Origin of the sequence: Paracoccus haeundaensis (genome assembly GCF_006239215.1) — a bacterium.
GTDB classification, from domain to species: domain Bacteria; phylum Pseudomonadota; class Alphaproteobacteria; order Rhodobacterales; family Rhodobacteraceae; genus Paracoccus; species Paracoccus marcusii.
Genome location: NZ_VDDC01000007.1, coordinates 12,210 through 34,603, shown reverse-complemented (window position 1 = coordinate 34,603; position 22,394 = coordinate 12,210). Strand labels below are relative to the sequence as shown.

Below are 22,394 nucleotides of genomic sequence, written 5' to 3'. Positions count from 1 at the left end.
CATGTCCGGCGCGGCAAAGTCAAAGCCGCCGCAGGGCCGGTCGGTGCCGACGATGACGGAAACGTGAAGCGGGCTTCGCAACCGGGGGCGGGGTTCGGCGTTCGGCCTACAATCGCTAAGCTGTCCCTCTTGGCGATCTCTCGGGGGCGGTGCGCTGGTCGCGCCGCCCTTTTCCTATCCGAACCGCCGTTGCCAGCTGGGTTGCAGGTCACCCGGCCGCGGCGCGGCGCTGTGCACGCCATGCGCCACGGCACGCGCCAGCACGCAGGCCGCCGCATGGCCCAGAACGAACGCATCGCCGACAGGGTCCGCCAAGGGCCGTGCGCCCGTGGACACCGCAAAGACCAGATCGCCGTCTAGCGGCGTGTGGCTGGGCACCAGGGCGCGGGCCAGGCCGTCATGCGCGGCGGTCGCCATGCGCTGAAGCCCGGCCTTGTCCAGTACGGCATCGGTCGCGATGATGGCGATGGTCGTGGCCTCGCCAAGGCGCTTGGCCGGGGCGGGTTCATGGGCGGCGGGAAAGCGCGCGGGCAGGCCCAGGCCGCCGAACTCGGCCTCCAGCTCCCACGGGGCTGCCCAGAAATGGCGGCTGTCGCCCACGGTCGCCTGCCCAAGCGCGTTCACAACGACCAGCGCGCCGACGGTGGCGCCACCCTGCAGCACGGCAGATGCAGACCCGACCCCGCCCTTCAGCGTGCCGGTCAGCGCACCGGTGCCCGCGCCCACCGATCCCATCGCGCAATCCACCCCCGCCGCGGTCCAAGCCGCGGCGCCAAGCGCGGGATAGGGATTGGCGTCCCATCCCTTGTCGCCGCCGTTCAACAGGTCGAACACGATCGCGCCCGGCACGATCGGCACCCGCGCGGGGCCCACGGCAAAGCCGCGCCCCGCCCGGTGCAGCGCCGCCATCACCCCGTCGCAGGCCGCAAGGCCGAAGGCCGACCCGCCTGCCAGCACCAGCGCATCGACCCCGCCCACCAGCTTGTCGGGCGCCAGCAGGTCGGTTTCCCGCGTCCCGGGCGCGCCGCCCATCACGTGGACACTGGCCGCAAAGGGCGCATCGGCGGTCAGCACGGTGACACCGGATCGCAGGGCGTCGTCCTGGGCGTGGCCCACGCGCAGCCCGGCCACGTCGGTGATCCGGTTGCGCGGGCCGGGGATCATGCCCGCGCCCTGAGCGCCGCGTCGCGCGTCTGGGTCAGGGTCGCGCCGGGGGTCAGCGCCTCGGGGTCCAGCCGCAATTCGATCACGGACAGGCGGCCCGACAGGCGGGCGCGTTCAAAGGCGGGGGCGAAATCCTCGTCCCGCTCGACCAGCTCGCCATGGCCACCATAGGCGCGGACCAGGTCGGGCAGGTCGGGATTGAACAGGTCGGTGCCCGACACGCGCCCCGGATAGTGGCGCTCCTGATGCATCCGGATCGTGCCATAGCGGCCGTTGTTGGCCACGATGACGATGGGCGTCGCGCCGTACTGGGCAGCGGTCGACAGCTCGTTCACGGTCATCTGCAGGCAGCCATCCCCGGCCAGGCAGACGACGGTCCGGTCGGGATGGGTCAGGCTGGCGGCGATGGCCGCGGGCAGGCCGTATCCCATCGACCCCGACGTGGGGGCCAGCTGCGTGCCATGGCAGCGCCAGCGGTAGTAGCGGTGCAGGAAGCTGGCATAGTTCCCCGCGCCGTTGGTGACGATCGCGTTGGCCGGCAGGTTCTGCGCCAGCCAGCCCACCACCTGTTCCAGCCGCAGCGCGCCGGGCGTGGGGCGCGGGATCTGCCAGTCGTCATAGGACGCGCGCAGCCGGGCACGCCAATCCGACCAGCGCGTCGTGGGGGCGGGCAGGTCGGCCAGCGCGGCCACCACGCGGCGTGGATCGGCGACCAGGCCCGGATCGGCCCGCCACAGCGTGCCCAGCTGGTTGGGGTCGGGATGGACCATGATCACGCGGGCATGGGGACGCACCGGGTCCATCGCGCTGTAGCCCCCGGTCAGCGTGTCCCCCAGGCGCGAGCCAAGCGACAGGATCACGTCCGCCTCGCGCAGCGCCGCGGCCAGCGCGGGGTTCATGCCGACGCCCAGGTCGCCCACGTAATGGGGCAGGCGGTTGTCCATGCGGTCCTGGCGGCGGAAGGGCACGGCGACCGGCAGATCCCACGCCGCGGCAAAGCGGGCCAGGTCCTCGGCCGCGTCCTGCGACCACTGGCTGCCGCCAGCGACGACCAGCGGACGCCGTGCCGTCGCCAAGGCGTCGGCCACGGCCTCTACCGATTGCGGCGCGACATAAGACAGCGAGGCCGGGGCGGGGGGCAGGTCGGGAATGTCGGCCTGGCCGGACAGCATGTCCTCTGGCAGGGCCAGGACCACGGGACCGGGTCGGCCCGACATCGCCACGTGAAAGGCGCGGGCCACGTATTCGGCGATGCGGTCGGTCGCGTCGATCTGGGCCACCCATTTCGCCAAGGGGGCGAACATGGCGCGGTAATCGACCTCCTGAAAGGCCTCGCGGTCCTGGTCGCCGCGCGCGATCTGGCCCACGAACAGGATCATGGGGGTGCTGTCCTGACGGGCGACATGCACGCCGGCGCTGGCGTTCGTGGCCCCCGGTCCGCGGGTGACGAAGGCCACGCCGGGCCTGCCGGTCAGCTTGCCGGTGGCCTCGGCCATCATGGCCGCGCCGCCTTCGTGGCGGCAGACGATGTTGCGGATGCCGCTGTCGACCAGCCCGTCCAGGGCCGCCAGGAAGCTTTCGCCCGGAACCGAGAACACCCGCGTGACGCCGTTGGCGCGCAGCGCCTGCACCAAGATCTGACCGCCATGCCGCATCGGCTACCCTTCCGTGAATTCGATCTGGCGCACGCGGACATGGCGCAACGCCTCGACCATGAATGCCGTCATCAGGCCAAAGTGCAACAGCCCGTTGGCCGCCGCCAGCCCGCCCAGGATGCGCCAGTCCTGGGGCATCAGCACGTCGCCATAGCCAAGTGTCGTGAAGGTGACCAAGGTGAAGTACATCGCCTCCTCGAAGGTGGCGAAGACGCCCATCTGGTGGAACGCCACCGCCCACAGCCAGACCGACGCCGTGACCATCGCCAGCACCGCCAGGCTGGTCGCGACGATCACCAGAGCCAGCTTGGGCCGATGGGGCGCACGGGCCAGCCAGCGGGCGTTGCGGGAGAATGCCGTCTCCAGCGCCCAGATGGCCAGGGCGGCCATCAGCACGCTGATCACCATCAGCACCGATCCGAACGCGATCTGACCCAGCATGTTCCCCCCCGCGACAGACCTAGCGCAGGGCACGGCCATCGCGCAACGCATGCCTTTACAGATGCACCCGCCGCGCCTATCTGACCTGCCATGGCCAAGGATGACGACAGCAAGAACTACAAGGTGATCGCCGAGAACCGGCGGGCCCGGTACGACTATGCCATCGAGAGCGATCTCGAGGTGGGGATCATGCTGACCGGGTCCGAGGTCAAGTCCCTGCGCGTGGGCCAGTCGAACATCGCCGAAAGCTATGCCTCGGTCGAGGGCGGAGAGCTGTGGCTGATCAACGGCTATATCGCGGCCCTGTCGCGGGCCGGCGTCTTCGGCCACGAGGAGCGGCGCCGCCGCAAGCTGCTGGTGAAATCGCGCGAGCTGGCCCGCCTGTGGCAGGCCACCGCGCGCGAGGGGATGACGCTGGTTCCGCTGGTGATGTATTTCAACCACCGCGGCATCGTGAAGCTGAAGATCGCCGTGGCCAAGGGCAAGAAGAACCACGACAAGCGCGAAACCAGCGCCGCCCGCGACTGGAATCGTCAGAAGGCGCGCCTGCTGAAGCAGGGATAGGCCATTGCAGCCCTGGCCCCCGGCCTGTAGATCGGGGCGGCACAAGCCAAGGGGGACGGCGATGGACGATCCGAAGACACTGGTCTCGACCGACTGGCTGGCGGCGCATCTGTCCGATCCCGACCTGCGCATCATCGACGCCAGCTGGCACATGCCCGCCACGGGCCGCGACGCGCGGGCCGAATACGACGCGGGCCACATCCCTGCCGCGCGCTTCTTTGACATCGACGCGATCAGCGACAAGCGGTCCGCCCTGCCGCACATGGCCCCCCCGCCCGAGATGTTCATCAGCCGCCTGCGCGCGATGGGCGTGGGCGACGGGCATCAGGTGGTCATCTATGACAATTCCGACGTGCGCAGCGCCTTTCGCGTCTGGTGGACCTTCCGCCTGATGGGCAAGACCGACGTGGCCGTGCTGGACGGCGGCCTGCCGAAATGGCGCGCCGAGGGTCGAGCGCTGGAGGACATGCCCCCCGTCATGCGCGACCGCCACATCACCGTCCAGCGCCAGGCGGGTCTGGTGCGCGACGTGACCCAGGTGGCCGCGGCCAGCAAGCTGGGCGACCCGCAGATCGTCGATGCGCGCAGCCCCGAACGCTTTCGCGGCGATCAGCCCGAACCCCGCGCGGGCCTGCGCGCGGGCCATATCCCGGGCTCGCGCAACCTGCCCTTCGGTCGCCTGTTCAACGCCGACGGCACGATGATCGACCCCGACGCGATCCGCGCGGCCTTTGCCGAGGCGGGCATCGACCTGTCCAAGCCGGTCATCACCACCTGCGGCAGCGGCGTGACGGCGGCGGTGCTGTCCTTCGCGCTGGAGCGGGCGGGCCATCGCGACCATTCGCTTTACGACGGCAGCTGGACCGAATGGGGCAGCTTCGCCGACCTGAACATCGCAACCGGAGACGCCTGATGCTGACCGACCTGAAAGCCCAAAGCCCCGACAAGATCCTGATGCTGATCGAGGAGTTCAAGGCCGACACCCGACAGGGCAAGATCGACCTGGGCGTGGGCGTCTACAAGGACCCGCAGGGCGTCACCCCGGTCATGCGCGCCGTCAAGGCCGCCGAACAGCGCATCTGGGAGACGCAGACCACCAAGGCCTATACCGGACTGGCGGGCGAACCCGACTATCGCAACGCGCTGGCCACGATGGTGCTGGGCGATCTGCCCGCCGACCGTCTGGCCTCGGTCGCCTCCGTCGGTGGCACGGGTGCCATCCGTCAGGCGCTGGAACTGGCGCGGCTGGCCAATCCGGGCGTGCGGGTCTTCGTGTCGAACCCGACCTGGCCGAACCACCTGTCGATCATGGCGTTCATGGGCCTGCCCTATACCGAATACCGCTATTTCGACGCGGAAACCCGCGGCGTCGATTTCGACGGCATGAAGGCGGACATCGCGCAGGCGGGCAAGGGCGACGTCGTCCTGCTGCACGGCTGCTGCCACAATCCGACCGGGGCGAACCTGACCCTGGAGCAATGGTCCGAGGTCGTGGCGATCCTGCAGAAATCGGGTGCGATCCCGCTGATCGACCTGGCCTATCAGGGCTTCGGCGACGGGCTGGACGCAGATGCCGAGGCCACGCGTCTGGTCGCCCGCAGCCTGCCCGAGGTGCTGATCGCGGCGTCGTGTTCCAAGAACTTCGGCATCTACCGGGAACGCACCGGCATCCTGATCGCGCTGGCCGACACCACCAAGGGCCGCGATCTGGCGCAGGGGTCGATGGCCTTCCTGAACCGCCAGAACTTCTCGTTCCCGCCGGATCATGGCGCGCGCATCGTCAGCACCATCCTGATGGACGACGCGCTGCGCGCCGATTGGGCGGCGGAACTGGAGGAGGTCCGCAACACCATGCTGGGCCTGCGCGACCAGCTGGCGGCCGAACTGCGCGATCTGTCGGGCAGCGACCGGTTCGACTTTATCCGCCATCACCGCGGCATGTTCTCGCGCCTTGGCGCGACGCCCGAACAGGTGCAGCGCCTGAAGACCGATGCGGCCATCTACATGGTGGGCGATTCGCGCCTGAACATCGCGGGTCTGAACCGTGACACCGTGCCGGTCCTGGCCCGCGCCATCATCGACGCCGGCATCTGATCCGGGCGGGCTGGCGCGTCAGCGACGCGCCAGTGCCTGCTCGATGTAGTCGCGCAGGTCCTCGACCTCGTTGCGGCTGTCTCGCAGGCCGTCCATCGCATCGCGCAGTTCGGCCTGCGTGCCCGCCAGGCGGGTGGTCAGCGCCGCCTCGCGTTCGGCCAGGGCGGCCACGGCCTCGTCGCGCTCCTCCTCGACCTCGTGCAGCTGCTGGGCCATGCGGTCCAGCTCGGACATGTCGGCACGGGCAGGGCGGGCGACGCGATGGACCAGCCAGCTGGCGATCCAGCCCAGCACGAAGGCCCCGAACAGAATCAGGGCGGTCACGGCTATGAATTCGGATCTGTTCATTCGTCTGTCGCTTCGTCTTGCGCGCCTGCCTGCTCTGCGACGCTGTCGGGACGCGGGCCGGGGCGGGGGGTGTCGTCATCGGGCGTCAGCACGGGCACCCTAAGGTTTTCCTCGCGTTCGTCCAGCGTCTGGAACTGTTCCGCGACGCCCACGGTCATCGGTACCATCCCGGACGCGGCACGGCTGTGGGGCAGCTGCGGGCCCTGCATCTGCGCCGCCCGGTCGGGCAGCTGCGGCCCCTGCATCGGCGGCAGGCGCGGGCCTTGGGTCAGATCCTCGGCGGGGTCCGGGTCGACCTCGGCGCCGGTGACGCCGGCGATGGTGACCGGGGCGGGGATGGTGTCGGCATCCAGGGGGTGCGGCGACAGCAGGCGGAACTCGATCCGGCGGTTGATCTCACGGCCTTCCTCGGTCTGGTTGGTGGCGACGGGGCGGCTTTCGCCATAGCCGCGGGCCGACATGTTCGCCACGCTGATGCCGGCATCGGCCATTGCCGAGACGATGGCCTGCGCGCGCGACCGCGACAGTTCGGCGTTGAACGCCTCCGAGCCCTGAGAGTCGGTATGGCCGCCGGCCTCGATCTGAAAATCGCTGCAATCGGCCATGGCGCGGACGAACCGCTCCATCGTCGGCCCCGGATCGCCCGCGATCGACGAGCGGCTGGGTTCAAAGCCGATCTCGCTCTCGGACATGATGATGTTCAGGCGCGCGACGCATTCCTCTCCGTCGGGCAGGCCCAGGGCCTCGTCCATGCGGCGGTCATAGCTGATCGCCAGGCGATAGCGCGCGCCCGGGCCAAGCCGTTCCGACAGCAGCGCCGCGGCCCGGTCGCTGGCGCGTGGATCGCCCGACACGCCCGTCAGCTCGATCATGTCGGGGGTCACGCGAACCTGGCCCGCGTGCAGCGCGCCCATCGCCTCCAGCCCCGCGATCACGCGGACGGTCCAGCCGCCGGGAACCGACGGATCGGTCCGCAGACCGCTTTGCGCCACGTCAAAGCGTGACCGGGCAAAGCTGTCCACGGCCTGCTGCATCTGCGCATCCGCGATGCGTCCGCGCATCGACAGGCTGCCCGAGGGCGGCAACGTGGCCTGGAATTCGATGGGCGCGGCCTGGGCGGCCGCCTGTTCATGCTGGGCCTGTAGCCGATAGGTCGGGGGCAACGCCTGTTCCAGGCGGCCGGCGACCTGGTCGAACCGCTGGCGCGTCACCGATGCAGGCACCACCAGCGCCACGTCCGCATCCGACAGCGTCACCTGGCCCTGGCCCAGCTGCCCCACGGCGGCGATGGCGGCGGCTGCAGCCTCGGCCCAGTCGTCGGACGGGGCACCCAGGCCCAGGGTGCAGGTCGGCACCCGCTGCATGCCAGCATCGCGGGCCGCCTGCACGATCCGGTCGCGGCCCGCATCGTCGCTGGCCGCGCAGGCGTCGAAGCGGCCGCCGTCATCATCCATCACGAACCGCAGCGTAAAGGGCGCGATCACCGGACGCGGCGCGGTGATCTGCAGGTCCAGCGCGACCTGCGGCGGTGCGGCCCGGCGCAGCGCCTGTTCCAGCCGGCCCTGATCCTCGCGGTCGGCGGCCAGCGCCGCCACCTGCACCTGTCCCGGCGCGATGGAGATCTTGGCCTGCGCGGTCATCTGGGCGGCCTGCAGGCCGAAGCGCAGTGCCTCGGTCCAGCCGTCGGGGACGGGGTGGTCCGCGGCCTCCAGCAGGTCGGTCACCTGCTGGCCCGCCGGGCGCAGTCCACGCAGGATCGCGTCGCGGTTGGTGGCGGCGGGGACCAGCCCGATCAGCGACAGGCCCTGTTCGCTCTTCAGCAGCTCGACCTTGAAATCGGGGGGCGTCATCGCCTCGACCGAGGCGACGGTCATCTCGTCCAGGATGCGCGTGGCGTCGACGGCGGTGCCCGCCTGGGTCACCGCACGGAACCGCTCGACCTCGGACGGGGCGGTGCCGGTCAGGCGGACGCGCAGCCCGTCGGTCGCCACCTGCGCCCAGTCATGGCCCGCGGCCTGCAGGGCCTGCGTCACGTCGCGCGCGGCGCGATCCTCGACGAAGGTCGCTGCGGCCTCGGCCCCCATCCAGGACAATCCGCCCGCGCCGGCCAACACGATGATGGTGGCCAGGGATGTCGAAAGGCGGCGGCGTCGGGCCATCGGAAAAACCTTGTGCTGTTGCAAGCGTGCAACGTCTAGCGACGGGGGGGCGGTGGCGCAATCATGCCAGCCCCGCAATGGCAAGAAACAGCGCAAGAATCAGCCCCGCATCGCGGTTCGACCGGAACAGACGCAGGCAGACAGCGCCCTGATCCGGCTGGAAATTTCGCAGCTGCCACGTCAGGTGCAGCCCCAGGGCCAGCACACCGGCCCAGCCCATCAACAGATTGCGACCCGTCAGCGCGACGGCCACGGCCAGAACCGCCACCGTCACCAGCGCGAAACCCGCCAGAATCGCGGGGCTGCGGTCGCCGAACAGCCGGGCGGTGGATTTCACCCCGATCAGCGCGTCGTCATCGGCATCCTGATGGGCATAGATGGTGTCATAGAAGATCGTCCAGGCGATCGCGCCCAGCCAGGCCACCACCGGCGCCGGATCGACCCGGCCCATATGCGCGGCATAGGCCAGCATGACCCCCCAGTTGAAGGCAAAGCCCAGGAACAGCTGCGGCCACCAGGTGAAACGCTTGGCAAAGGGATAGATCGCCACCAGCGCCAGCGACGCGACCCCCATCCACACCGCCGCCCGGCCCAGCGTCAGCAGGATCACCAGTCCGACCAACCCCTGCGCCCCCAGCCACAGATAGGCGCCGCGCAGGCTGACCTGCCCCGAGGGCAGGGGCCGCGACCGGGTCCGCGCCACCTGCGCATCGATGTCGCGGTCGGTGATGTCGTTCCAGGTGCAGCCCGCGCCGCGCATGACGAAGGCGCCGATGGCGCAGGCCAGCGCGATCCACAGATCGAAAAGCCGCGGCCCGTCCGCCATCATCGCAAGCCCGATCCCCCACCAGCAGGGCAGCAGCAGCAGCCATGTCCCGATGGGCCGGTCCGCCCGGCTGAGCCGCAGCCAGGGCCGCGTGCGCACCGGCGCAAAGCGGTCCACCCAGTTGTCCGGGGGCGCGTCAAAGACGGCGTCTGGCCTTTCTGTCCGGCTTTGCATAGCGTCGCGCCCATCATGCCTAAGATCAGACTGTTCATAGATCACCCGTTGGTTGCAGGACAACCCGTTCCCGTGGACGGCGCGCAGGCGCATTACCTGTCGGGCGTCATGCGCCTGCGGCAGGGCGACGCGGTGTCGGTCTTCAATGGTCGCGACGGCGAATGGCAGGCGACCCTGCTGGATGCCGGCAAGCGCGGCGGCAGCCTGTCGGTGGTCGCGCAGACCGCGATCCAGCAGGACCCGCCGGACCTGTGGCTGATCTTCGCGCCCATCAAGAAGGCCCGCACCGACTTCATCGTTGAGAAGGCGGCCGAGATGGGCGCGGCGCGCGTCATGCCCGTGCAGACCGACCACACCAATTCCGACCGCATCCGCCAGGATCGCCTGCAGGCGCACGCGATCGAGGCCGCGGAACAATGCGGCGGCACCTTCGTGCCCCCGGTGGCCGACCTGGCCCCGCTGTCGCGCGTGCTGGACGGGTGGGACCCGGCGCGGCGCATCCTGTGGGCGGACGAATCCCGCGCCGGGCCGGCCGCGACGCTGGCGGGGCTGCCGCAGGGCCCCTGGGCCATCCTGATCGGCCCCGAGGGCGGGTTTTCCGCCACCGAACGCGCGCGGCTGGCGCGCCTGCCCTTCGTCACGCCGGTCAGCCTGGGGCCGCGAATCCTGCGCGCCGACACGGCGGCGGTGGCCGCGCTGGCGCTGTGGCAATCGGCCTTGGGCGACTGGCGTTAACCAACAGGCAGACGAAGGGGTTCGATTTGCGTCCCTTCGTGACCTTTTTGCGACAGAAACAGGCCCACCTGTTGCGAAAAGCGCATAGCGGGGTTGCCGGTTTTGCGGCTACCGTTCGTGGGCTGCCGAAACTATCTCCTGTCTATCCGAAATGTGCCCGCTGACCGGGCAAAGTGAAAACAGGTGAACTGATGTCGACGATCGAAACGAACCGCAGCGTGGCTGTCGGAGGCGTGGGCAACGTCGTGGCGCAAATCACGTCGCTGATCGCGTCCTGGCGGGAAACCCGCATGACGCGTCGCGAACTGGGCCGCCTGTCGGACCGCGAGCTGGACGATATCGGTCTGTGCCGCGGCGACATCGAGCGGGTTGCGCGCGGCTTCTAAGGCTTGCTGCCAGCATTGACGAACGAACCCCCGAAAGCGGAATGCTCGCGGGGGTTTTTTTCATGTCCTAATGGCGGCGCAGGATCAGCCCCGGATCATCACCAGCGTGGTCCAGTCACCCATGTCGTCGCGCCGGTCGGGGGCAAAGCCCACGGCCTGATACGCGGCGGTGACCTCATCCCCCTGGGTGGTCAGGATGCCCGACATCACGATGCGGCCGTCCTTGGCGACATGGCGTGCCATGTCGGGCGCCAGATCGATCAGTGGCTGCTTGAGGATGTTGGCCAGCACCAGGTCATAGGGCGCCGCACGTTCCAGCATCGGGTGGTCGAACCCCGCCGCCTCGACACATTCCACGCGACCGTCCAGGCCGTTGGCGATCACGTTGGCGGCGGCGGTGTCGACGGCGACGGGGTCGATGTCGCTGGCCAGGACCGTGACGTGCCACAGCCGTGCCGCGGCCATCGCCAAGACCGCCGTGCCGCAGCCGATATCGGCAATGCGCGTCGCCTTGAACCCGTCGGTGGCCAGGCGGTCCAGCGCCTCGAGGCAGCCCTTGGTGGTGTTGTGGTGCCCGGTGCCGAAGGCCATCGCGGCCTCGATCCACAGCGCCTCGACACCTTCGGGGATCTGGTCGACATCGTGGCTGCCATGCACGAAGAACCGGCCCGCGCGAACGGGGGTCAGTTCGCGTTTGACATGGGCGACCCAATCGACATCGGGCAGTTCGGACACCGCGAAGGGCTGCGCGCCATAGGCGGCGGCCAGGATCGCAAGTGCGATCTCGTCGGGGGCTTCAGTGAAATAGGCGCCCACCTCCCACCGTTCGCTGCCGTCCTCGATCTCGAAGACGCCGGTGCCGACGGGCTCGGGGGTCAGGTCCTCGCAGGCAAGCGCCAGGTCTTCGGCGGCTTCGCGGCCGGGCAGGTGGGTCAGCGCGGTATAGGTGGCCATCAGATCGGATCCGGGTTGGGGATGCTGGCCTGTACGCCGGTGCCCTTCAGGCCGCAATAACCGTCGGGGTTCTTTTCCAGATATTGCTGATGCGCCTCGTGCGCGGGCCAGAAGGGGCCGGCGGGGACGATCTGCGTGGTGATCTTGTCCATGCCCTGCACGGCCAGACGGTTGTCATAGTCGATCCTGGACGCCTCGGCCGCCGATTCCTGCAGGTCGGTGAAGGTCATGATCAGGCTGCGATACTGGTTGCCCACGTCGTTGCCCTGGCGGTCGCCCTGCGTGGGGTCGTGGTTTTCCCAGAACAGCTGCAGCAGGTGATCATAGCTGATCAGCGAGCTGTCATAGATCACGCGCACGACCTCGGCATGGCCGGTGTCGCCGCGCTTGACCTGGTCATAGGTGGGGCTCTGGACGTCGCCCCCGGCAAAGCCGACCTCGGTCAGCCAGACGCCGTTCTGCTTCCAGAACAGCCGCTCCACCCCCCAATAGCAGCCCATGCCGAAGATCGCCTGGTCATAGCCGGCAGGTGGGGTGGCCCCCAGGGGGCGGTGAAAGATGGCGTGATCGGTCATCGGGGCCTCGTTGGTGGATGATGGGGCAAACGCCTGCGGGCGCGCCGGGGTTCAACCGCGCGGGTGCGCGGCGCGATAGACGGCCATCAGCCGCGCGTCGTCCACCCCGGTATAGACCTGGGTGGTCGACAGGCTGGCATGGCCCAAAAGTTCCTGGATCGTGCGCAGATCGCCGCCCGCGGACAGAAGATGCGTGGCAAAGCTGTGGCGTAGGGCATGGGGCGTCGCGCTGGCCGGCAGGCCGATGGCCGCGCGGGCCTGGCGCATCGCGGCCTCGACCGCGCTGGCGGTCAGGCGGCCGCCGCGGATGCCGCGAAACAGCGGCGCGTCGGTGCGGTGCCCCCAGGGGCACAGGCGCAGATAGGTCGCGATCGCGTCGCGGGCCACCGGCAGGACCGGCACCTGCCGTTCGCGCCCGCCCTTGCCGCGGATAATCAGCCCTTCCGGAAAGGGCCAGTCCGCCCCCTCCAGCGCCAGCGCCTCGGAGATGCGCAGCCCCGACCCCCACAGCAGGGTCAGCACCGCCAGGTCGCGCGCGCCCACCCAGGGGGTTGCGTGATCGGCCACGCGGTCCAGCGTGTCCTGGGCCTGCAGGGGGGTCAGCGGGCGCGGCAGGCTGCGGCTGTATTTCGGGCTGCGGGTCGACAGGGCGGCGGACAGGTCCAGCCCCTCGCGGTCAGAGATCCAGCGCAGGAACGACCGCACCCCGGACATGCGCCGCGCCAGCGACCGCGCGCCCAGACCCCGGCCGCGTTCGGACGCGGCGAATGCGCGCATGTCGGCCTGGCGCAGGCGGGCCAGGGCCGCGGGGGGGACGGGTTCGCCCCAGTGGGCCGCGATGAACTGCAGGAACGCGACCAGGTCGGCGCGATAGGCGGTCACCGTATGGTCGGACCGGTCGCGGGCCGCGGCCTCGGTCTCCAGCCAGCGGTGCAGGGCGTCGGCCGTGGCCGGGGCCATCATCCGGGCAACCGCGCCAGCAGGGCCATGCGGAACACCTGGCCGAAGAACCGCAGCAGGTCGGTGCCATGCGCGGGCATGAACCGCGTCGGATCGCTGCTGCCCATCAGCAGTACCGTGCGCGGCCGCGCCGGACCCAGGTCCAGGGGCAGCAATGCCTCGGACGCGATGGTGCGGCCATGCAGGGGGCGGGTCACCACCAGGGCCGCGCGCAGCACGATGTCGTCGCCGCGCGGCGCCCGCCGCCCGGCGGTCAGGATGCGGTCGATGGTGCCGTGGGGGACCGCCACCGCATCGCGCGGCAGGTCCAGAGCGGGATCGTCCTCGACCACCAGGCGCAGCGTCTCGATGCGCAGCAAGGGGGCGATGTCGGTCTGCAGGGCGGCGATGAAGTCGGCCAGGTCGGCCGTCTCCAAGAGGCCCAGGACGGCACGGTGGATCACCGCCATGCCGGACTGGTTGTCATAGGCGGCGGCGATCACGCTTTCATGCGTGGATTCCAGACGGTCCAGCCGGGTCTCCAGCGCCTGCATCGCGCGGCCGCGGATGTCGATGACGTTGTCGCCGACCTCGGCCTCGCGTGCGGCGACCAGGGCCCGCATCAGGTCCCGGTCGGCCAGGATCGCGCCCGGATCAGCCAGCAGCCGGTCGCGGGTTTCAGGGTCCAGCGCGTCGCTCATGCGGGTCTCTCCGGGGGGCGCGGATCAGAGGATCTTCTGGCCGGTCTGGGCCCAGTCCGCGTTGAACTGTGCCAGACCCTTGTCGGTCAGGATGTGGTTCGCCATCGACTTGATGACCGAGGGCGGCGCGGTGATCACGTCGGCGCCGATCTTGGCCGCGTCCACGATGTGGTTCACCGTGCGGATCGATGCCGCCAGGATCTCGGTCTCGTAGCCGTAGTTGTCATAGATCTCGCGGATGTCGGCGATCAGGTCCATGCCGTCCAGGTGGATGTCGTCCAGGCGACCGATGAATGGGCTGATGAAGGTCGCGCCCGCCTTGGCGGCCAGGATCGCCTGCGCCGGGCTGAAGCACAGCGTGACGTTCAGCTTGTGGCCCTCGTCCGAGAGCACGCGGCAGGCCTTGAGGCCGTCCCAGGTCAGCGGCACCTTGATGCAGACGTTCGGCGCGATCTTGGCCAGGTGGCGGCCTTCGGCGATCATGTCGTCGGCCTTCTCGGCCACGACCTCGGCGCTGACGGGACCCTCGACCATGGCGCAGATCTCGGCCGTGACCTCCGCGATGGCGCGGCCGGATTTCAGGATCAGCGACGGGTTGGTGGTGACGCCATCGACCATGCCCAGGTCGTTCAGCTCCTTGATCGCGGCGATATCGGCGGTGTCGACAAAGAATTTCATGGCGCGTCTCCTCAGGGTGCGTTTGTCTGGGTGATACTGCAGATGGGGGCGGGCGGGAAGGGGCACAACCCATGCGAGGGCTTGCAACCGGCGCGCGGCCCCGTCTTTATCGCGCCATCATGACCCCGCCCGAATTCTTTCCCCCCCGCGCCCGCATCGCGGTGCTGACCGCCGAGACGGTCGGCGTGCTGGACTATCTGGCACCCGACGAGGGCGTGCGCCAGGGACAGCTGGTGCTGGTGCCCCTGGGGCCGCGCCGGGTGCTTGGGCTGGTCTGGGGGCCGGGCAAGGGCGATTTCGACCTGGCCAAGCTGCGCGCCGTCGCCCGCGTGCTGGACGCACAGCCCTTCGATGCGCGCTTCCTGGATTTTCTGACGCGGGCGGCGGAATACACGCTGACGCCGCTGCCGCTGATGCTGCGCATGGCCACGCGCGCGCCCGACATCGACCAGCCGCCCGCCGCGCGGCGGATCATCGTGCCGGGCACGGGCCAGCCCGGTCGTGCGACCGAGGCGCGGACCCGCGTGCTGCAGGTCATGGCCGATCACGGCGGGGCCAGCTTTGCCGCATCGGAACTGGCACAGCTGGCGGGCGTCGGCACGTCGGTGGTCAAGGGCCTGGTCGCCAGCGGTGCCCTGACCGAGATCGAGGCACCGCGCGATCTGCCCTATCCCGCGCTGGACCCCACGCGGCCGGGCAAGCCCCTGGCCCCCGATCAGCAGGCGGCGTCCGACACGCTGCGCGGCGCGATCCGGGCAGGCGGTTACGGCACCACGCTGCTGCGTGGGGTCACCGGGTCGGGCAAGACCGAGGTGTATCTTGAGGCCGTGGCTGAATGCCTGGCGCAGGGGCGGCAGGCACTGGTCCTGTTGCCCGAGATCGCGTTGTCGGCCGAATTCCTGGACCGGGTCGAGGCGCGGTTCGGCGCGCGGCCCGGCGAATGGCACAGCGGCATCACCCGCACCGAACGCCGCCGGCTGTGGCACATGGCCGGGCGCGGTCAGGTCGGGCTGGTCGTCGGCGCGCGTTCGGCGCTGTTCCTGCCCTTTGCCGATCTGGGCCTGATCGTCGTCGATGAGGAGCATGATGGCAGCTACAAGCAGGAGGACGTCGTCTATTACAGCGCCCGCGACATGGCGGTGCTGCGCGCCTCCATCAACCGCGCGCAGGTGGTGCTGGCCTCGGCCACGCCCTCCTTGGAAAGCTGGGTGAACGCCGCGACCGGGAAATACGCGCGCCTGGACCTGCGGTCCCGCTATGGCGAGGCCGAGCTGCCGCAGATGGCCGCCATCGACCTGCGCGCCGAGGCGATGGAGCAGGGGCGCTGGATCTCTCCGACGCTGGCGCAGGCGGTGACCGACCGGCTGGCCAAGGGTGAGCAATCCCTGATCTTCCTGAACCGGCGCGGGTTTGCGCCGGTCACCGTCTGCCGAGCCTGCGGCGAGCAGATCGGCTGCCATCAATGCGATGCGCGGATGGTGGAACACCGGTTCCAGAACCGCCTGGTCTGCCACCAATGCGGAGAGACGCGCCCCATCCCCACCGCCTGTCCCAGCTGCGGGGTCGAGGGCAAGCTGGCGCCCATCGGCCCCGGCGTCGAACGCATCGCCGAGGAGGTCGCGGCGCGGTTCCCCGACGCCAAGGCCACCGTGCTGTCGTCGGACCTGTTCCAGTCCGCCCGCGCGCTGAAGGAGACGATCGCCCAGATCTCGGAAGGCGATACCGACATCATCATCGGCACGCAGATCGTGGCCAAAGGGCATAACTTTCCGCGTCTGACGCTGGTGGGCGTGGTCGATGCCGATCTGGGCCTGCAGGGGGCCGATCTGCGCGCGGCGGAACGCAGCTTTCAGCTGATGCGCCAGGTGGCGGGGCGGGCCGGGCGGCAGTCGGGGGCGGCGCCGGGGGTGGCGCTTCTGCAGACGCACCAGCCCGATCACGCGGTGATCCGGGCGATCCTGTCAGGCCAGGACGAGACGTTCTGGGATGCCGAGGCCGCGGGCCGTCAGGCGGCGGGCATGCCGCCCTTCGGCAGACTGGCGGGGATCATCCTGTCCCATCCGGACCTGGGCACGGTCGCCGATTTCGCGCGCCATCTGGCCGGTCTGGCCACCCCCTTGGCCGAGGTCGGGGCCGAACTGTGGGGCCCGGCGCCTGCGCCCATCGCGCGGGTGCGGGGACGCCACCGCATGCGCATGCTGATCCGCGCGCCGCGTCAGGCGCCGCTGCAGGCGGCGATCGCCGATTGGCTGTCGGGGATCAGGTTGCCCACGAACATGCGCCTGTCCGTGGACATCGACCCGCAAAGCTTTCTGTGATCAGTTCTTCAGCACGATGCAGCGTCCGCCAAGCGACTTGAACCGGTTGCAGAACCGCGTGGCCTCGTCGCGCGACGAATAGCCGACCTGCGCGGTGAAGACGGCGCGCGGCATGCTGTTCAGCCGCTTGCGGACATAGCCCACCCGCGCCCCGTCGGTCAGGATCGGCCGCAGGGTGCGGTTCAGCCGCGCGACCTGCTGGGCCGCGCCCGCCTGGCTGGGATGGCTGGCCACGACCACGCCCCAGGGCATCGCCGGGGGCTGGGTGTTGAACTCGCGCAGCGACCGGTCGCCGGCCATCCGCTCGCAGGCCGGGCGAAAGGCCTGGTCGTCGGCCAGGGCCAGCTTGACCTCCTGCTGGGGCGGGGGGTTGTCGCGCCAGCGATGCGCGCTGAACCCGGTGATCGATTCGACATAGTCGACCGTCTCATAGGGCAGGGTCGTGGCCTGCGCGATGAACCGCGCAGCGCGGTTCTCTCCGCCGTTATAGGCGACGGCGGCCAGGCCGATATTGCCGAACCGGTCGCGCAACTGGCCCAGATACCACGCGGCCTTGGAAATGGCCTGCGCGGGGTTGAACGGATCGTCCAGCCAATACAGATCGGCCGTGCCCGGCATGAATTGCGCGATGCCAAGCGCGCCCGCCGGGCTGACGGCAGAGGGTTCGAACCGGCTCTCCTTCCACAGCAGGCGCGCCAGGAAGGCCGGGTCCAGCCCGTGATCGGCGGCATTGCGTTCGATCAGCTTGCAGACATCCGCGGCATAGCTGTCGCGCGCGATGCAGTCGCGCCCGTCATCGCTGCAGCGCAGGTCTTCGGACGTGCGGGGCGGGGGCAGGCCGTGGGCGGCGTCGATGGCGGGGCGCGCGGACAGGGGCGCGGCCACGCAGAACAGCGCCACGACGGCGGCACCAAGATGTCTGAAAAGGGTCATCATCGCGACGGGCCGTTCATCCACCCGCGCCCGGTGCGCGGGCGGACGATCACTTGGACTTCTTCGACTTGGATTTCTTGGCGGGCTTGGCATCGGCCGACTTCGCCTTTGCGGGCTTGTCCTTGGCGGGCTTTGCGCTTTTCCGCGCGGCCTTGGCCTCGGGGGTCTCGGCCTGACGTTCGGCCTTGCGGGCGGCGCGGCGCGCGGTCTTGGCGGCCTCCTTCTCGGCGGCCTTGGCGGCTTTGGCCTCGGCCTTCTGGGCCTGCTTGGCGGCCTGGCGCTCCGCCTTGCGGGCGGCCTTGGCGGCTTCCTTCTCGACGGCCTTGGTGGCGTCCTTCTGGGCCTTGCGGGCCGCCTGCTTGGCGGATTTCTGCGCCTTGTCGTCGCCTGCAGTCGCGGTGGTCGCGGTCTCCGCCACGGCGTCAGCCGGGGCGGGCGCGGCCTTTGCACCGCGCTTGGGAATGCGGTGCGGTTCCGTCCGCAGGTCCGTCTTGCGCGTCTCGGCGGACTTGCGGTCGGCGGGGGTGCGCGGCACGGTCGCCTGCTTGCGCTTGGCGGTCGCGGGCTTGGCACCGGCAGGTTTGGCCGCCGCCTTGGCCGCCGCCGGCGCTGCGGAGGGGGTGCCGGGCGCGGCAAGGCGGCGCTTGCGGCGTTCCATGTCGGTCCGGCGCAGGGCCGCGCGCAGCATCTCGGCCGGGGCCGGGTCGCCCTCGGCGGTCGTCGCCTCGGCCCGCGCGGCGCGCAGCGCGTCGATCAGCGTCAGCAACGCCGCATCGTCCAGCGCCCCAAGCGCGGGATGGCGGCTCTGTTCAGCCAGCGTCAGTTGATCGGGGTTGAGCAGTTCCTGTTCGCGCTTGGCATAATTCGGCATTCGCGGGACCCTTGGCGGACGGATGATGTGTTCGGCAGGACTGTGCGCAGGAATCGGCGCATTTGCAATTGGAAAGGGCCCCGGTCGCAACCGGAGCCCCCTGATCTTTTCGCAGGCGTGGCCGCCCCGTTACCGGGAGGGCACGGCGCTTTCGACCGGCGAGACGAAGCCCGCATCCGTGGCGAACGGATCGCTGACCAGCGACGGCTGGACCGAGGTCGCGGCCGGCACCGCCGTCATTGCGGCGTAGGGATCGGTGAACCCCGTCGGCACGGCAGATTCGACCGGTGCGGATGCGACCGTCGCAGTCTGCATCGGCGCGGATGCGACCTGCGCGGTCGCGGTCGCGCTCACGGCCGGGTCGGCCGTCGGCTGCACCGCGGCGGCGGGTACGACATAGCCTTCGGGCGTTTCCTGCATCGGGCCTTCCATCGCGACGCTTTCGGCCTGCGAACGGACGATCACCTCGGTTCCCGTCGGGATCTGTTCGAACAGGTCGATAACGTCCTGATTGAACATCCGGATGCAGCCCGCCGACGTGGCCTTGCCGATGGACGAGGGGTCCAGCGTGCCGTGGATGCGGTAATAGGTGTCGACGCTGCCCTGGTACAGGTACAGCGCGCGCGACCCCAGGGGGTTCTGCATGCCGCCGGGCAGGCCGCCCGCGAACTGGCCGTAAAGCTGGGGTTCGGTCCGCAGCATGTTGTCGGTCGGGCGCCAGCTGGGCCAGGCCGCCTTGCGCGCGATCGTGGCGCGACCTTCGAAGGTCAGGCCCGCGCGCCCCACCGCCACGCCGTACCGCATCGCCTGGCCGCCGGGCTGCACGTGATAGAGGACGCGCGCATAGGGGTCGACGACGATGGTGCCGGGGGCCTCGGTGCCGTTATAGGACACCAGCTGGCGGGTGTTGCGGTCGTTCAGATAGGCAGCGCGGACGGCCGCGATGGGAATCGGCTCTCCGTCCGGGCCGCGGTCGGTGCGGGCCTTGTAGATCTCGGGGATCTCGACCGGCTGCTGGGCGGTGGGGGTCGTGGTCTCTTGCGAGGGACCGCAGGCCGCCAGCCCCAGGGCCAGCGCCGCGAAAAGGGAAGCGAGGCGCATCGTTGCTTGTTCCTTGTTCATCGTCGGTCGCGCCGGCAGAGGCGGTTCCGAGGCAGCATCTGTTCTGTTGCGCCGCAGGGCGGGCGCGATTCGCATGTTCTTCCATGAGGCCGCCCGCCGATCCGCGTCAACCCCGAGCCACCCTCGACGGGGTCCGTGCCGCGTCTGCGCCCGATCTCTGTGGCGCTACGGCGTCAGGTGGATCACCTTTATGCGCCTAATGAACAACTTGGCGTGTCTTCGGGTTTCATGTGCAGGCGAAAACTTTGCGGCGATCGGGCGGGCGCCGGCGTTGCGGGTTCGCGGGTGCCCGCCTAGGCTGACCGCGATGCCCGCCGCAGGAAAGGCCGATCCGTGACCCCTTCGACAGACCCCACCACCGTCCCCGCCCGGACCGGCGCGCTGGCGCCGCTGCGCTATCGCGACTTTCGCCTGCTGTGGAGCGCGACGCTGGTGTCGAACTTCGGCGGCCTGGTGCAGGCCGTGGGCGCGGCCTGGCTGATGACCCAGCTGACCGACAGCGCCACGCTGATCGCGCTGGTGCAGGCCTCGAACACGCTGCCGATCATGCTGCTGGCGATCGGGGCGGGGGCGCTGGCCGACATCTTTGACCGCAAGACGTTGCTGATGGGCGCGCTCATCTTCATGGCGGTGGTGTCGCTGGCCTTGGCCGCGGTGGCCTGGACGGGGGGGCTGACGCCGTGGTTGCTGCTGGGCTTCACCTTCCTGCTGGGGGCGGGGCAGGCGGTCTATAACCCGCCCTGGCAGGCCAGCATGGGCGATCTGGTCGACCGGAAGGACCTGCCCGCGGCGGTCAGCCTGAACTCCGTGGGCTTCAACCTGATGCGCAGCGTGGGGCCCGCGGCGGGCGGCCTGATCGTTGCCACGCTGGGCGCGTCGGCTGCCTTTGCGGTCAACGCCATCAGCTATCTGCCGCTGCTGGGGGCGATGTCGCAATGGAAGCCCAAGCTGGCGCCGCGCGTCACCACGCCCGAACCGTTCATGGCCGCGATGGGTGCGGGCCTGCGCTATGTCGCGCTGTCGCCCAACCTGCTGCGGGTGATGTCGCGCGGCGCGCTGTTCGGCTTTGCCGCCATCGCCGTACTGGCGCTGCTGCCGCTGGTCGCCAAGAGCCACCCCGAGGGGGGATCGCTGCTGTTTGGCGGCCTGCTGGGATGCTATGGCGTCGGCGCGATCGGCGGGGCGCTGCTGAACCCTCGCATCCGCGCCCGGCTGAACAACGAGAACGTCGTGCGCATGGCCTTTGCGGGCTTTGCGGTCTCGGCCCTGGTCCTGGGCCAGACCCAGTCGGTCTGGCTGCACGCGGCGGCAATGCTGCCTGCGGGGGCGTCCTGGGTGCTGGCGCTGTCGCTGTTCAACGTGACGGTGCAGCTGTCCACGCCGCGCTGGGTCGTGGCCCGCGCATTGGCGCTGTACCAGATGGCGACCTTCGGCGGCATGGCGGCCGGCGCCTGGATCTGGGGCATGGTGGCGGGCACGCAGGGCCTGGATGCGGCGCTGACGGCCGCCGGGGGCGTGCTGCTGCTGGGGGCTGCCATCGGGTTCTGGCTGCGGGCGCCCGAATTCGGGGCGGTGGATCTGGACCCGGTAAACCGCTTCCGCGAGCCCGCGCTGATGCTGGACCTGCGGGGGCGGTCGGGGCCGATCATGGTGATGGTCGATTACCGCATCGACCAGGCCGATGTGCCGGAATTCCTGCGCCTGATGCAGCGGCGGCGCAACATCCGCAGGCGGGACGGGGCGCGCAACTGGTCGCTGCTGCGCGACCTGGAGCATCCCGACCAGTGGAGCGAAAGCTATCACATCGCGACCTGGGACGAATATGTCCGCCACAACCTGCGCCGCACCAAGTCGGATGCCGAGGTCGCGGTGGCCCTGCGCGCGCTGCACAAGGGCGACACCGACCCGCTGGTCCACCGCATGATCGAGCGTCACACTGTCGGCCCCCAGGACGACGTGCCCCTGGTGGGCAAGATCGAGATCCCCTGACGGATCGTTTCCCTCTCGCCCGCACGCGCGGGTTGTGCCAGATCTGGGGCGACCCGTGGCACGAAAGGGCCGGCCGATGATCAGACTTGTCCTGTTCCTGGCGCTGATGCTGCCCGCCGCGGTGCAGGCCGGGCCCTGGCCTCGCGAGGCCGGGCGGACCTTCCTGTCGCTGTCGGGGGAACGCAATCGCGCGGACAGCAGCTATGCCTCGGCCTATGCCGAATACGGGCTGACGCCGCGCACCACGCTGGGGATGGAACTGGGCCGCGCCGATCAGGCGGAGACCAGTGCCGTCCTGTGGCTGCAACGCGCGCTGGACGACGGTCAGGGCCCGAACCGCTTTGCCATGCAATCGGGCGCGGGGGTGATCCGGCGGGACGACCTTGCCCTGCCGGTGGTCCAGGGCGCGCTGTCCTGGGGGCGCGGTTTCGACCGGGGCTGGATCACCGCGCAGGTGCTGGCCAAGATGACCGGCAGCGCGCCGGACCCGCGCGCGCCCATGCGCCCGTCCTTTGCCGCCAGCTTCCTGACCGCCGAACGGGTGATCAAGACCGACGTGACCCTGGGCCTGCGTCCGCGTGACGGGCTGATGGTCATCAACAGCCTGTGGCTGGAGCACCCCCAGGACGAGGAATATTCCGCCCGGCTGATGTCGTCGCTGGTCTTCGACGTGCCGGGCCCGGTCAAGGTGGAACTGGGCATGGTCAATCCCCTGTCCGGCCCGTCCGAACAGGCCGTCCGGCTGGGCACCTGGCTGGAGTTCTGAAA

22 protein-coding genes are annotated in these 22,394 nt (G+C 70.0%); 8 read left to right on the top strand and 14 right to left on the bottom strand.

Going from position 1 to position 22,394, the window contains the following annotated elements; translation table 11 throughout:
• Window positions 1-174 precede the first annotated feature (174 nt).
• The 3 genes from FHD67_RS03050 to FHD67_RS03040 are packed head-to-tail and all read right to left on the bottom strand — an operon-like array spanning window position 175 to window position 3,260.
• The gene (locus tag FHD67_RS03050) at window positions 175-1,164 is read right to left on the bottom strand and encodes a P1 family peptidase (RefSeq protein WP_046000751.1); all 990 of its coding nucleotides are present in this window, start codon (window positions 1,162-1,164) and stop codon (window positions 175-177) included.
• Complete coding sequence (locus FHD67_RS03045) at window positions 1,161-2,819, bottom strand: thiamine pyrophosphate-binding protein (RefSeq protein ID WP_046000752.1); 1,659 nt, start codon at window positions 2,817-2,819, stop codon at window positions 1,161-1,163. Before FHD67_RS03045 ends, FHD67_RS03050 begins: the two co-directional genes overlap by 4 nt.
• A 3-nt stretch (window positions 2,820-2,822) precedes the next feature.
• Complete coding sequence (locus tag FHD67_RS03040; RefSeq protein ID WP_046000753.1) at window positions 2,823-3,260, bottom strand: ion channel; 438 nt, start codon at window positions 3,258-3,260, stop codon at window positions 2,823-2,825.
• 90 nt (window positions 3,261-3,350) lie between these two features.
• On the opposite strand from FHD67_RS03040, the gene smpB reads away from it, so the two are divergent.
• The 3 genes from smpB to FHD67_RS03025 all read left to right on the top strand — a co-directional run bounded on the left by smpB (window position 3,351) and on the right by FHD67_RS03025 (window position 5,918).
• Complete coding sequence (gene smpB / locus FHD67_RS03035) at window positions 3,351-3,824, top strand: SsrA-binding protein SmpB (protein ID WP_045980939.1); 474 nt, start codon at window positions 3,351-3,353, stop codon at window positions 3,822-3,824.
• A gap of 61 nt (window positions 3,825-3,885) precedes the next feature.
• A complete protein-coding gene (gene sseA / locus FHD67_RS03030; protein ID WP_139597778.1) occupies window positions 3,886-4,737 on the top strand; it encodes a 3-mercaptopyruvate sulfurtransferase in 852 nt (283 codons plus the stop codon).
• Window positions 4,737-5,918, top strand: coding sequence for an amino acid aminotransferase (locus FHD67_RS03025; RefSeq protein WP_139597777.1), 1,182 nt, complete (start codon window positions 4,737-4,739; stop codon window positions 5,916-5,918). Before sseA ends, FHD67_RS03025 begins: the two co-directional genes overlap by 1 nt.
• Window positions 5,919-5,936: 18 nt before the next feature.
• Here FHD67_RS03025 and FHD67_RS03020 read toward each other — a convergent pair whose 3' ends face one another.
• The 3 genes from FHD67_RS03020 to ubiA form a co-directional block, all read right to left on the bottom strand.
• A complete protein-coding gene (locus tag FHD67_RS03020; RefSeq protein ID WP_045980936.1) occupies window positions 5,937-6,266 on the bottom strand; it encodes a hypothetical protein in 330 nt (109 codons plus the stop codon).
• Window positions 6,263-8,425 (bottom strand): OmpA family protein, encoded by a 2,163-nt coding sequence (locus FHD67_RS21045; protein ID WP_139597776.1) that lies wholly within the window; start codon window positions 8,423-8,425, stop codon window positions 6,263-6,265. Before FHD67_RS21045 ends, FHD67_RS03020 begins: the two co-directional genes overlap by 4 nt.
• A gap of 61 nt (window positions 8,426-8,486) precedes the next feature.
• The gene (gene ubiA / locus FHD67_RS03010; protein WP_164871390.1) at window positions 8,487-9,425 is read right to left on the bottom strand and encodes a 4-hydroxybenzoate octaprenyltransferase; all 939 of its coding nucleotides are present in this window, start codon (window positions 9,423-9,425) and stop codon (window positions 8,487-8,489) included.
• A 15-nt stretch (window positions 9,426-9,440) separates the two neighbouring features.
• On the opposite strand from ubiA, the gene FHD67_RS03005 reads away from it, so the two are divergent.
• Together FHD67_RS03005 and FHD67_RS03000 are read left to right on the top strand one after the other, a co-directional pair.
• On the top strand, window positions 9,441-10,160 hold the full coding sequence (locus tag FHD67_RS03005; protein WP_139597774.1) for a 16S rRNA (uracil(1498)-N(3))-methyltransferase: 720 nt from the start codon (window positions 9,441-9,443) through the stop codon (window positions 10,158-10,160).
• Between the two features lie 191 nt (window positions 10,161-10,351).
• Window positions 10,352-10,546, top strand: a complete 195-nt coding sequence (locus FHD67_RS03000; protein ID WP_042250734.1) for a DUF1127 domain-containing protein — start codon at window positions 10,352-10,354, stop codon at window positions 10,544-10,546.
• Between the two features lie 84 nt (window positions 10,547-10,630).
• On the opposite strand, the gene FHD67_RS02995 is transcribed toward FHD67_RS03000, so the two are convergent.
• Genes FHD67_RS02995 through fsa form a run of 5 tightly spaced genes read right to left on the bottom strand, consistent with a single transcriptional unit; the run spans window position 10,631 to window position 14,393 of the window.
• Complete coding sequence (locus tag FHD67_RS02995; protein ID WP_139597773.1) at window positions 10,631-11,500, bottom strand: 50S ribosomal protein L11 methyltransferase; 870 nt, start codon at window positions 11,498-11,500, stop codon at window positions 10,631-10,633.
• Window positions 11,500-12,075: a peptide-methionine (S)-S-oxide reductase MsrA gene (gene msrA, locus FHD67_RS02990; protein WP_052715262.1), complete on the bottom strand. Its 576-nt coding sequence runs from the start codon at window positions 12,073-12,075 to the stop codon at window positions 11,500-11,502. The genes FHD67_RS02995 and msrA overlap by 1 nt, the downstream gene beginning before the upstream one ends.
• A gap of 51 nt (window positions 12,076-12,126) precedes the next feature.
• Window positions 12,127-13,038 (bottom strand): tyrosine recombinase XerC, encoded by a 912-nt coding sequence (locus FHD67_RS02985; protein WP_046000759.1) that lies wholly within the window; start codon window positions 13,036-13,038, stop codon window positions 12,127-12,129.
• Window positions 13,035-13,715 (bottom strand): DUF484 family protein, encoded by a 681-nt coding sequence (locus tag FHD67_RS02980; protein WP_139597772.1) that lies wholly within the window; start codon window positions 13,713-13,715, stop codon window positions 13,035-13,037. The genes FHD67_RS02985 and FHD67_RS02980 overlap by 4 nt, the downstream gene beginning before the upstream one ends.
• A 24-nt stretch (window positions 13,716-13,739) precedes the next feature.
• Window positions 13,740-14,393 carry a fructose-6-phosphate aldolase gene (gene fsa, locus FHD67_RS02975; RefSeq protein ID WP_046000760.1) on the bottom strand — a complete coding sequence of 218 codons (654 nt, stop codon included), beginning with the start codon at window positions 14,391-14,393 and terminating at the stop codon, window positions 13,740-13,742.
• A 119-nt stretch (window positions 14,394-14,512) separates the two neighbouring features.
• On the opposite strand from fsa, the gene FHD67_RS02970 reads away from it, so the two are divergent.
• Window positions 14,513-16,711, top strand: coding sequence for a primosomal protein N' (locus FHD67_RS02970; RefSeq protein WP_139597897.1), 2,199 nt, complete (start codon window positions 14,513-14,515; stop codon window positions 16,709-16,711).
• Here the strand turns inward: FHD67_RS02970 and FHD67_RS02965 are convergent, their stop codons facing one another.
• From FHD67_RS02965 to FHD67_RS02955, 3 genes are all read right to left on the bottom strand, one after another.
• Entirely contained in the window at window positions 16,712-17,647 is a 936-nt protein-coding gene (locus FHD67_RS02965) for a lytic transglycosylase domain-containing protein (protein ID WP_246071203.1), read from the bottom strand. It abuts the gene before it with no gap.
• Window positions 17,648-17,693: 46 nt separating this feature from the next.
• Complete coding sequence (locus FHD67_RS02960) at window positions 17,694-18,515, bottom strand: hypothetical protein (protein WP_139597771.1); 822 nt, start codon at window positions 18,513-18,515, stop codon at window positions 17,694-17,696.
• A gap of 129 nt (window positions 18,516-18,644) precedes the next feature.
• Window positions 18,645-19,616, bottom strand: a complete 972-nt coding sequence (locus tag FHD67_RS02955; RefSeq protein WP_139597770.1) for a L,D-transpeptidase — start codon at window positions 19,614-19,616, stop codon at window positions 18,645-18,647.
• Between the two features lie 354 nt (window positions 19,617-19,970).
• Here FHD67_RS02955 and FHD67_RS02950 point away from each other — a divergent pair, with 354 nt between their 5' ends.
• On the top strand, window positions 19,971-21,626 hold the full coding sequence (locus tag FHD67_RS02950; protein WP_246071201.1) for an MFS transporter: 1,656 nt from the start codon (window positions 19,971-19,973) through the stop codon (window positions 21,624-21,626).
• Window positions 21,627-21,702: 76 nt separating this feature from the next.
• The gene (locus FHD67_RS02945; protein WP_139597769.1) at window positions 21,703-22,392 is read left to right on the top strand and encodes a hypothetical protein; all 690 of its coding nucleotides are present in this window, start codon (window positions 21,703-21,705) and stop codon (window positions 22,390-22,392) included.
• Window positions 22,393-22,394: the final 2 nt, after the last annotated feature.